The 10,225-nt window shown below is 72.3% G+C and carries 14 protein-coding genes; 6 read left to right on the forward strand and 8 right to left on the reverse strand.

The window, feature by feature from the left end; translation table 11 throughout:
• The 3 genes from FNH09_RS41080 to FNH09_RS41090 form a co-directional block, all read right to left on the reverse strand.
• On the reverse strand, positions 1–223 hold a 223-nt coding region (locus FNH09_RS41080; RefSeq protein ID WP_162469857.1), incomplete at its 3' end, for a DUF2637 domain-containing protein.
• Positions 224–375: 152 nt separating this feature from the next.
• Positions 376–1,320, reverse strand: a complete 945-nt coding sequence (locus tag FNH09_RS41085; protein ID WP_152894968.1) for a DUF3558 domain-containing protein — start codon at positions 1,318–1,320, stop codon at positions 376–378.
• 118 nt (positions 1,321–1,438) lie between these two features.
• Complete coding sequence (locus FNH09_RS41090; RefSeq protein ID WP_162469858.1) at positions 1,439–2,296, reverse strand: DUF3558 domain-containing protein; 858 nt, start codon at positions 2,294–2,296, stop codon at positions 1,439–1,441.
• A gap of 226 nt (positions 2,297–2,522) precedes the next feature.
• On the opposite strand from FNH09_RS41090, the gene FNH09_RS41095 reads away from it, so the two are divergent.
• From FNH09_RS41095 to FNH09_RS41105, 3 genes are all read left to right on the forward strand, one after another.
• Positions 2,523–3,716: an RtcB family protein gene (locus tag FNH09_RS41095; protein WP_152894969.1), complete on the forward strand. Its 1,194-nt coding sequence runs from the start codon at positions 2,523–2,525 to the stop codon at positions 3,714–3,716.
• Between the two features lie 114 nt (positions 3,717–3,830).
• Positions 3,831–4,121, forward strand: a complete 291-nt coding sequence (locus FNH09_RS41100; protein WP_152894970.1) for a hypothetical protein — start codon at positions 3,831–3,833, stop codon at positions 4,119–4,121.
• Entirely contained in the window at positions 4,109–4,432 is a 324-nt protein-coding gene (locus FNH09_RS41105; protein WP_202919865.1) for a hypothetical protein, read from the forward strand. Before FNH09_RS41100 ends, FNH09_RS41105 begins: the two co-directional genes overlap by 13 nt.
• 3 nt (positions 4,433–4,435) lie before the next feature.
• Here the strand turns inward: FNH09_RS41105 and FNH09_RS41110 are convergent, their stop codons facing one another.
• The 3 genes from FNH09_RS41110 to FNH09_RS41120 all read right to left on the reverse strand — a co-directional run bounded on the left by FNH09_RS41110 (position 4,436) and on the right by FNH09_RS41120 (position 5,909).
• Positions 4,436–4,615, reverse strand: a complete 180-nt coding sequence (locus FNH09_RS41110; protein WP_152894971.1) for a hypothetical protein — start codon at positions 4,613–4,615, stop codon at positions 4,436–4,438.
• Positions 4,616–4,617: 2 nt separating this feature from the next.
• Positions 4,618–5,394, reverse strand: coding sequence for an SDR family NAD(P)-dependent oxidoreductase (locus tag FNH09_RS41115; RefSeq protein WP_152894972.1), 777 nt, complete (start codon positions 5,392–5,394; stop codon positions 4,618–4,620).
• A 176-nt stretch (positions 5,395–5,570) separates the two neighbouring features.
• Positions 5,571–5,909, reverse strand: coding sequence for a YnfA family protein (locus FNH09_RS41120; protein WP_152894973.1), 339 nt, complete (start codon positions 5,907–5,909; stop codon positions 5,571–5,573).
• A gap of 199 nt (positions 5,910–6,108) precedes the next feature.
• On the opposite strand from FNH09_RS41120, the gene FNH09_RS41125 reads away from it, so the two are divergent.
• Positions 6,109–6,606, forward strand: coding sequence for a hypothetical protein (locus FNH09_RS41125; protein ID WP_375974289.1), 498 nt, complete (start codon positions 6,109–6,111; stop codon positions 6,604–6,606).
• A 193-nt stretch (positions 6,607–6,799) separates the two neighbouring features.
• Positions 6,800–7,279 (forward strand): MarR family winged helix-turn-helix transcriptional regulator, encoded by a 480-nt coding sequence (locus tag FNH09_RS41130; RefSeq protein ID WP_152894974.1) that lies wholly within the window; start codon positions 6,800–6,802, stop codon positions 7,277–7,279.
• 23 nt (positions 7,280–7,302) lie between these two features.
• Here FNH09_RS41130 and FNH09_RS41135 read toward each other — a convergent pair whose 3' ends face one another.
• Positions 7,303–7,719, reverse strand: a complete 417-nt coding sequence (locus FNH09_RS41135) for a winged helix-turn-helix transcriptional regulator (RefSeq protein WP_152894975.1) — start codon at positions 7,717–7,719, stop codon at positions 7,303–7,305.
• 189 nt (positions 7,720–7,908) lie between these two features.
• Between FNH09_RS41135 and FNH09_RS41140 the strand changes: the two genes are divergently transcribed.
• Positions 7,909–8,799, forward strand: coding sequence for an NADP-dependent oxidoreductase (locus FNH09_RS41140; protein ID WP_152894981.1), 891 nt, complete (start codon positions 7,909–7,911; stop codon positions 8,797–8,799).
• Between the two features lie 54 nt (positions 8,800–8,853).
• On the opposite strand, the gene FNH09_RS41145 is transcribed toward FNH09_RS41140, so the two are convergent.
• The coding region (locus FNH09_RS41145; protein ID WP_152894976.1) for an MFS transporter at positions 8,854–10,225 on the reverse strand (1,372 nt) is incomplete at its 5' end.

Consider the following 10,225-nt stretch of genomic DNA (forward strand, 5'->3'; position numbering starts at 1 on the left):
GGATCCAGGTCAGCAGCAGGTCGAGGGCGAGCAGGACGCAGATGCCGGCGTCGATGCCGATCGGGAAGACATAGGAGAAGTTCCCGAAGCCCTTCTTGATCGCCAGCTCGCGCACGGCGGCGTACGAACCGGCGAAGCCGATACCGGCGATGATCAACGCGCCCGTCACGACCACGCCTATGAGAACGCGGTGCATCCGAGTCAGCTGGATTGGCGCGGCCACCCGTGCTCCTCCCCTTGCGTGTTGTTGCGCGCAACAGAGTGGCACATGTGTACGGCGGACGTGTTGCCGGTAGGCCAGGAGCCCGGCCCCGAAAGGGCCGGGCTTCCATAAAATGCCTGAACGAGCGCGGATTTGACCGTCGAGTGTGACAGTCAGCTCTTCTTCGACGCTGACGTGGACGGGGACGCACTCGCGGCCTTGGACGGCGACGACGACGGCGACGCGGACTTCGACGCCGACTTCGACGGCGAGGGACTCGTCGTGCCCGCGCCGCCTGCCGTGCCGCCGGAGCCGGAGCCGGTGTCGACGCCGTTCGCCGACGCCACGGCCGTCGTCGCCTCCTTCGCCGCCTGCTGGGCGGCCTTCACCAGGTCGTCGGCGTTCGGGGTCTTCTCGCCGGCCAGGCCCGCGCCGTTGTAGTCCAGCGTCACGACCACGTTCGCCACCCGGGCCACGACCGTCTGCTGCTTGAAGGCGCCTTCCTTCTTCTTCAGGTCGTAGCGCACGGTCGTCGCCTCGTCACCCGTGCCGGCCAGCGGCTGCGACGCCGCGTTCTTCGCCTCCGGCACCGCCCGGGCGTCCTGCACCTGCTTGGCGTAGAACGTCTGCGCCTGCTTCTCGCCGCTGCCGCGCGCGGCGTCGGAGTCGAAGCGCAGCAAGGAGACGTTCAGCCAGCGGAACTGCGAACCCTTCACGCCCTTGTTCTCCAGGCTGCTCCAGGAACAGCTCGCCCGTGACGTCGCGTCGTCCGAAGTGCCCTCCTTGGCCGACTTCACACCCTTGGGCACCAGTTCGGTCAGCGTCTTCGTCGACAGCACCCCGCACGCCTTCGGCAGCTTCTGGAAAGCCGCGGCCTGGATCGTCGGGGACGCGCTCGCCGAGGGGTTCGCGCCCCCGGAGCCCTGCTGCGTGCTGTCGCCGGAGCCGGAAGCGGATCCGGAGTCGGAGCCGGAGTCCGAGGAGCAGCCCGCCGCGACCAGGATCACGGGGACCGCCGCCGCACCCACAAGGGCGCGGCGAAGACGCTTCGTTCGCCGGACTCGCTGCTCGTACTGGCCGTCTCGCTGGGCTCGTCGCTGCATGGTTCCTTCACTCATGACGCTCGTGGTTCCTGCGGTCGGATCGGGTCCGAGGGGCCACGGTACGCGGTGAAGAAGAGGCCCGGTCGTGCTTCGTCCGCTTTGCGGACCGCACCGGCCGGGCCCCGAAGAGGCCTCAGCCGGGCAGCGAGTCGGCCAGCTGCGCGGCCAGTTTCCGGGCCCTGTCCTGCATTTCTGCGCTGTCGGGCACGACCCCGACCATCGCCGGCTGCTCCTCGTACACGACCGTCACGATGACGTTCGACGTGCGGAACGCCACAGTCACCGTGCGCTGTTTGGCCGTCGAACCGGAGCTGCTGAGCGCGTCGTCGAGATACGCCTCGTCGCCGAGACCGTCGAGAACCCGGGGCTGGAGGTCGGTCGGAGTCGCGGAGGACGAGGCGGACGGGGAGGACGTGCCCGAGGGGGACGCCGAGGACGACGGGGAAGAGGACAAGGACGGCGCCGAAGTCGCCTCCGCGCTCGGGTCGGCGGGCCCGCCGGCCGCCCCGGTCCGGGCGCTGCCGGAACTGGAAGCGGCCGGCTCCGGAAGGTCGGCCGCCGTCACCTTCGTCGCGAAGAGCTGCTCGGCCTGGCTGTCGTCGCTCACCGTGTTGTCGTACGACACCACTCGCTCGAAGTCGACGAAGAGATGGTCGGTCGCGTCCGGGGAGTCGATCTTCCAACGGCAGCCGACCTTGCGGTCGTTGTCGTACGTCAGCGTCGCCTGGCCCTGGTAGGCGGTGTCCCGCTGCGTCTCGTCGGTGATCTGCGCGATGCCGGGGAGCAAGGTGTCGAGGGTGCCGTGACCGATCGCGCCGCACGGCTCGGGGAGCGTGCGGTACTTGCCGGGCTGGGCCTCGGCGGTCACCGCGCCGGCCTCCCCGGGGTTGGAGTTGTCGGTGCTGTTGCCCTCGCCGGAGCTACCGGTGCAGCCGGCCAGCACTGCCGCGAGGAGCGCGGCGACGCCGGGTACGTACGCCTTCCGCTGCACGGTGAGGCTCCCTTCGACGGTGTCTCGGTGGGGGTCGGTCCCGGGAACGGTCCCGGGCCTGCCAGTGTCCCCGCTGGATATTCGCTTGCCGCACGGGGGCGGCCCCTGGAGACAATGTGTATCGCACGCACTGCCGTGGACGCCGGTCCGTTGTCCCATACGTCGACCTTGGCGCCGGTTTTGCGATTTCAGGCTTTTCTTTTGATTCCGGGGGAATGAGGACGATATGTCGTACGTGGAGATGCCGGGCGCGAAGGTCCCGATCCGTATGTGGGCCGACCCCGCTGCGGTCGAGGACGTGGCACTGCGCCAGCTCCAGAACGTCGCGACCCTGCCCTGGATCAAGGGCCTGGCCGTGATGCCGGACGTGCACTTCGGCAAGGGCGCGACGGTCGGCTCGGTCATCGCCATGCAGGGCGCGGTCTGCCCCGCGGCGGTGGGCGTCGACATCGGCTGCGGGATGTCGGCGGTCCGTACCTCGCTGACGGAGAACGACCTGCCCGGCGACCTGTCCCGGCTGCGCTCGAAGATCGAGCAGGCGATCCCGGTGGGCCGCGGCATGCACGACGACCCCGTCGACCCGGGCGGCTTCCACGGCCTGGCGACCGCGGGGTGGGACGACTTCTGGGGCCGGTTCGACGGGATCGCGGACGAGGTGAAGTTCCGGCAGGAACGAGCCACCAAGCAGATGGGAACGCTGGGCAGCGGCAACCACTTTGTTGAAGTCTGCGTGGATACATCCGGTTCGGTGTGGCTCATGCTCCACTCCGGGTCCCGCAACATCGGCAAGGAACTGGCCGAGTTCCACATCGGGGTGGCACAGAAGCTCCCGCACAACCAGGGACTGGTCGACCGCGACCTCGCGGTCTTCGTCTCCGACACCCCGCAGATGGCGGCCTACCGCAACGACCTGTTCTGGGCGCAGGAGTACGCGAAGTACAACCGCACGCTCATGATGGCGCTCCTCAAGGACGTCGTCCGCAAGGAGTTCAGGAAGGCGAAGCCGACCTTCGAGCCGGAGATCAGCGCACACCACAACTACGTGGCCGAGGAGCGCTACGACGGCATGGACCTGCTCGTGACCCGCAAGGGCGCGATCCGGGCCGGCTCCGGTGAGTACGGGATCATCCCGGGCTCCATGGGCACGGGTTCGTACATCGTCAAGGGCCTCGGCAACGAGAAGGCCTTCAACTCGGCGTCGCACGGCGCCGGCCGGCGGATGAGCCGCAACGCGGCCAAGCGCCGCTTCTCGACCAAGGACCTGGAGGAGCAGACGCGGGGCGTGGAGTGCCGTAAGGACTCCGGTGTCGTGGACGAGATCCCCGGCGCCTACAAGTCGATCGAGCAGGTCATCGACCAGCAGCGCGACCTCGTCGAGGTCGTGGCGAAGCTGAAGCAGGTCGTCTGCGTGAAGGGCTGAGCAGCTCCGACGCCGAGCCGTCCCGACCTGGGGCGGCGGGGCCGCGGGAACCGGAGACGGTGTCGGGTCTGTCTTGGCGTACAGGTCCGACGCATCGATACGGGGGTAATCACGATGAGGCGTCAGCGCATACGTGCCGCGGCCGGGGCCGCCGGTCTGGTTCTGGCCGCGGGGGTCGTGCTCGCGGGCTGCTCGCAGAGTTACGACGACCAGCGGGGCAAGGGGGACGCCCCGGTGAAGGGCAAGGCGGGCGACGACACCCCGGCCGAGGTCTTCAACATGCCGGACGGCTTCGGGAACCTCGCCACCAAGTGCGTGGGGCACGGCTTCCGCGCCTACGTCACGACCAACGCCAGCGGTCCGTCGAACGTGCAGATCGTGGCGGACAAGACGTGCGCCTCCTGAGCCGGCGCCCCGGGCGGGCGGCCGCCGGCTGCGGCGCGCTGCTGCTCGTCGTGCTGCTGGGCGGCTGTTCCAGGGAGCACTACCAGGAGCGCGGCAAGGCCGACGCCCCCGTGGCCGGACGGGCCGGGGAGGACAGCCCGGCCGAGGTGTACAACTTCCCGGACGGCTTCGGCAACCTCGCCACCAAGTGCGTCGGGGACGGCAGGCGGGCCTACGCCACCACCCGGTTCGTGCAGGAGGACGACGACGATGTCGTGATCATCCCGGCCAACGCGGTGATCGTCGACGACCCGGACTGCTCGAAGCCCTGAGGCTCACTTCGCGTGGCGCACCGCGTAGATCATCACGAACGCGACGATGTGGATGCCGAACAGGAAGTACGCCAGGAAGATCCAGACCCGGCGTTCGTCCTTGGTCTCCTGGGCGAGGCGGCGCTGCTCGGCGGCGCCGGCGGCGTCGTCGGCCGCCTGCTCCGGCAGGCTCTCGCGGTCCACCGTCACAGCTCCCGGTGGACCTTCGTGTTGGAGGCCTGGGCCCGCGGGCGGACGACCAGCAGGTCGATGTTGACGTGGGCCGGGCGGGTCACCGCCCAGGTGATGGTGTCGGCGACGTCGTCGGCGGTCAGCGGCTCGGCGACGCCCGCGTAGACCTTCGCCGCCTTCTCCTCGTCGCCGCTGAAGCGGGTCAGCGCGAACTCGTCGGTCTTGACCATGCCGGGCGCGACCTCGATGACCCGGATCGGCCTGCCGACGATCTCCAGGCGCAGGGTCTCGGCGAGGACGTGGGCGCCGTGCTTGGCGGCGACATAGCCCGCGCCGCCCTCGTAGGTGCCGTGCCCCGCGGTGGAGGAGACGACCACGACCGTGCCGTCGCCGCTCGCGTCGAGCTTGGGGAGCAGGGCCTGGGTCAGGTTCAGCGTGCCCAGGACGTTCGTCTCGTACATCGTGCGCCACTGCGCCGGGTCGCCGGTGGCGACCGGGTCCGCGCCCAGCGCGCCGCCCGCGTTGTTGACCAGGACCCCGATGGTCTTGAAGGCGCTCGCGAACTCGTCGACGGCCGCGCGGTCGGTGACGTCCAGCTGGTAGGCGGTCGCCGCGTGGCCGGCCGCGGCGATCTCCTTCGCCAGCGCCTCGATGCGGTCGGTGCGGCGGGCGGTCAGGACGACGCGGTAGCCGGCCGCGGCGAGCTGCCGGGCCGTGGCGGCCCCGATTCCGCTGCTCGCACCGGTGACGACGGCGATGCGGGAGGCGGCGGACGGTGCGGCGGTGGCCATGGGCTGCTCCTCGGGCGTGCGGACGGCTCGGGCCCGCGGACGACTCGGGTCGGTGGGTGGTGCGGCTGGTGCCCGCTCGTGGGCCTGCGGCTGGCGCGGGCTCGCGGGCGGTCCTTCCCGCTCAGGGTAGGCGACGGGTGGGCTCGGGCGGACGGGCGTTTCGAGGGACGGGCGGTTCAGCCGCCGTGCCTCGGCGCCCACATGATCACGGCCATGCCGGCCAGGCAGATCGCGGCGCCCGTCAGGTCCCAGCGGTCGGGGCGGAAGCCGTCCGCGACCACGCCCCACAGGATCGAACCGGCGACGAAGATCCCGCCGTACGCGGCGAGGATGCGCCCGAAGTGGGCGTCGGGCTGGAAGGTGGCGACGAAGCCGTAGGCGCCGAGCGCGAGGACGCCACCGGTGATCCACAGCCAGCCGCGGTGCTCCCGCAGGCCCTGCCAGATCAGCCAGGCGCCGCCGATCTCCAGGAACGCGGCGGCGACGAACAGGGCGGCGGAGCGGGCGATCGACATACGTGCAGCCTGGCACGCCCCCCGGCACGGCCGGCACCGGGGCGTCACCTGTTGGAGGGCGCCTGCCGTCGGCCGTACGTGGGATACATCCAGGCGACACCCCTGCGACCGGGGTGGAGCGAGCGGAGTGAGGAGTGGTGTCGGCATGCGGAGGCCACGCAGGGCACGCGGAACCCGGCGGACCCGGGAAGAGCGGTGGGTGCGGAGGTCGTGCCGGGCGCGCGGGGCGCGGGGCACCCGGGGGCTCGTGGTGTGCGGGGTGGCGCTGGCGGCCGTCGGCGGTACGACGCCGCTCGCGGGTGCCGCGGGCGCGCCGGAGGCCGACCTGTCGTACCACGGTACGGCGGTGCTGCGCCGCGGCCTGCTCGACGTACGGCTGACCCCGTACGACCACGGTCCGGCCGCGGTGCCGGACGCGACCGTGCGGCTGAAGTGGTCGGCGCCGCTCGCGGACCGGCAGCGGCTGCCGGGCGGGTGCGTCCGTACGGGGGTGCGTGAGGTGGTGTGCCGGACGGGCGCGCTGGCCGCGGACGGGGTCGGCGAGCGGATCGCGCTGGTGCTGCGGCTGCGCGGCCGGCCGCAGGAGGTGACGCTGGCGCTCGACACGGTGTGGGGCGGCGGAACGGTGGACCGCAACCGGGCGAACGACCGGCAGCGGGTGCTGGTCCTGGACACGGGAGACCCGTACTCCTTCTGAGTGAGGTGCCGAGCGAGGGGCGTGCCCCTGGGACGGGGCGCGGCTTCCTCCGGGGGTGCGGGGATCGCCCGGATTGCTGCTAGACACGTGTGTGTCGGACTGTTTCCGGCCGGTCGGCCGGACTGTCCGGTCGGTCGCGGCGCGCTCTCTGCGTCGTACGATCTCTGCACGGCGCAGGTGAAGAGGAGCGGGCATGTCCGGGTCGGAGAACGAGCGGTCGCGGCTGTTGGACGAGCTGTCCACCGTCTCCCGTCGCTACATGGCCTCGTACGCCCTTTTCAACCAGGCCGTCGCCGACCATCTCGGCCTGCATCCCACCGATCTCCAGTGCCTGAACCTGCTCACGCTGGAGGGCGGTCCGGTGACCACGGGCCGGGTCGCGGAGCTGACGGGCCTGACGACGGGGTCGGCGACCCGGCTGGTGGACCGGCTGGAGAAGGCCGGGTACGTGGTCCGGCAGCGGGACGCAGGGGACCGGCGGCGGGTGCTGGTGGCGACCGTGCCGGAGCGGATCGCCGAGTTCGGGCAGATGTGGAACCGGCTGGCCGGCGGCTGGAGCGCCCTCTTCGACGGCCTGGACAACGCCGAACTGGCCCTGATCATCGGGCACATGCGGCGGACCGTGGATTTCAGCGGGGAGCAGATCACCCGGCTGCGGGAGGGGCGGGTCTAGGCCGACAGAGCCTAGGGCAGCCCTTAGGGCGCGCTCGGGGCGTCGGTCTCGGTGTCGTAGCGCTCCCGTGCCGTGTGGACCTCGTCGAAGTGGGTCTCCGCCCAGGCCTTCACCGCGGTGAGCAGGTGGGCGAGGCTGCTGCCCAGCGGGGTGAGCTCGTAGTCCACCCGGACCGGGACGGACGGGGTGACCGTGCGGGTGAGGATGCCGTCGCGTTCCAGTGAACGCAGGGTCTGCGTGAGCATCTTGGGGCTCACTCCGGCGATCTTGCGGGCGAGATCGCTGTAGCGCAGGGGACCGGCGGCCAGTGCGGCGACGACGAGGCTGACCCACTTGTCGCTGATGCGGTCGAGGAGCTGGTTGGTGGGGCAGCTGCGCAGGAAGGCGTCGTACTCGAAGCGCGCCTGTTCGCGCCGCTGGGCCGCTGTCGTGGTCGCCATGGCTCTCCTCCGGGTGCGGTAGGCACCTTCAGGTAACTACTACCCAACAGATAGTAGCTCTTCCTAGGGTTGCGGAAGCGGCACGGGGACGGCGCGAAGGCGCCGCACCTGTCGCGAATCCGAGAGATCCGAGAGATCCGAGAGATCCGAGACACCGGAAGATCCGGGAATGCGGGGAGAGTTGTGATGATGCGTGCCGTGGTGGTGACGTCCTTCGGCGGTCCCGAGGCCGTGCGGGTCGTGGAGACCGAGGTGCCCGAGCCGGGTGCCGGGCAGCTCCGGATCAAGGTGGCGGCGGCCGCGCTGAACCCGGTCGACGCGGCGGTGCGGGCCGGTGTGTTCGGGGGCGCGGGCGGGCGGATCGGCCTCGGCTGGGACGTCGCGGGGACGGTGGACGCGGTCGGCCCGGCCACCGAGTGGCGCGTGGGCGACGAGGTGGTGGCGCTCGCCCCCGGTGTGGCCGAGCCGCTGGGTTCGCACGCGGAGTACGTCGTCGTCGGCGCGGACGCGGTGGCCGCGGCGCCCGCGACGGCCGACGCCGTGTTCGCCGCCACCCTGCCGCTGAACGGGCTGACCGCCGTACAGGCCCTGGATCTGCTGGAGTTGACGCCCGATCGGTCGCTGCTGGTGACGGGCGCGGCCGGTGCCGTGGGCGGCTACGCCGTCCAACTCGCGGCCCGCCTGGGGGTGTCGGTGACCGCGCTGGCCCGCGCGGAGGACGAGGAGCTCGTCCGATCCTTGGGGGCCGAGCACTTCACGGCCGGGGAGGTCGAGCCGGCGGGCTTCGACGCCGTGCTGGACGCGGCGGTGCTCGGCGGTGCCGCCCTGGCGTGGGTGCGGGACGGGGGCGCCTACGCCGGGGTGATCCCGGGGGCCACGCCCGCCGCGGTGCGGGGCGTGCGGACCGGCACGGTCGAGGTGCGCGCCGACGGGGAGCGGCTGGCGGAGCTGGTGCGGCTGGTGGACGAGGGGGCGCTGACCCTCCGGGTGGCGGGGACGTACACCCTGGACGACGCGGTCAAGGCGCACGCCCGGCTGGCGGAGGGCGGGGTGCGGGGGCGACTGGTCCTCCTTCCCTGAGTCGGCGGGTCCCGGTACGTCTCACGGGTCTCCCTCGGAGCCCGGCCGCCGGGCTCAGTGGCCGTGCTCCTCGGGCGCCCTGCGCGGCAGGAGGCGTACGAACGGCAGGCACAGGGCCATGGCCCCGGCGACCACGGTGAGGCTCACCGTCATGGCGTGGGTCTCGCCGTGCTCGGCGGCCCGGAAGTAGACGGTCGTCACGGCGGCCGCGCCGAGCGCGTTGGCGAGCTGCTGCACGGCGTTGAGGGAGCCGCTCGCGCTGCCCGCCTCCTCGGGGGCGATGTCGCCGATCGTGACGTCGTAGACCGTGCCGAAGCAGGTGCCCACGCCGACGCCGACGACGAACAGCGGCGGGACCAGTTCCCAGGTGCCGGTCCGGCCGAGCGCGCAGAGCAGGAGCAGGGTCGCGCAGCCCGCCAGGATGATCAGCAGGCCGGTGGCGACGAGCCGGCGGCCGAAGGCGTGGATCAGCCGGTAGCAGGCGATCGAGGCGACGACGATCCCGGCGGAGAGCGGGACCAGGCCGAGTGCGGCGCCCGCGGGGGAGCGGCCGAGGCCCTGTTGCAGATAGAGGGAGACGGCGTAGAGCAGGCCGGAGACGGCGGCGAAGGTGGCGATGCCGAGGAGCAGGCCCGAGGTGAAGCCGCGGTGGCGCAGCAGCGACGGCCGCAGCAGGGGGTGCGCGGCGGTGCGCTGGCGGTGCCAGAAGGCCGCGGACAGCGCCAGGCCGAGCAGCAGGAGGGCGATCGGGCGGGCGGCCGGCCCCTCCCCGGACGGACCTCCCCCGGCCGAGGCACCGCGGGCCGCGCCGTCGATGAGCCCGCCCAGCAGGCAGAGCATCGCCCCGCCGAGCAGGGCGGCCCCGGGGCCGTCGACGACCGTGTCGCGGCTGCCGGGGTCGCGGGGCAGCAGCCGGACGGCGGCGAGCAGGGCGGCGCCGCCGAGCAGCAGGTTGATCAGGAACATCGGGCGCCAGCCGAGTCCTGCGAGGTCGGCGTCGACGAGGAGTCCGGCCAGCACCGGGCCGCTCACGGCGGACAGGCCCATCACCGGGCCGAACAGGCTGAACGCCTGGCCGATCCGGTCGCGCGGCCAGGTGGCGGCCAGGATCCCGAAGCCCTGCGGGATGACGAGGGCCCCGAAGGCGCCCTGGACGAGCCGGGCCAGGACGAGCGCGGTCGGGTCCGGGGCGAGTCCGCAGGCCGCCGACGCGGCCACGAATCCGGCGAGGCCGGTCAGGAACAGCCGCCTGCGGCCGTACTTGTCGCCGAGCCGGGCGCCGGGGACGAGCAGCACGCCGAGCGCGAGGGAGTAGGCGGCGCCGAGCCACTGCACGAGGCTCTGGCCGCCGCCCAGGTCGCGGGCGATCGTCGGGGCGGCGATGTTGGTGATCGTGCCGTCGAGGAGGTCCAGGACGTCGGCGGCC

The organism is Streptomyces adustus (genome assembly GCF_009377175.1).
Taxonomy (GTDB): Bacteria; Actinomycetota; Actinomycetes; order Streptomycetales; family Streptomycetaceae; genus Streptomyces; species Streptomyces adustus.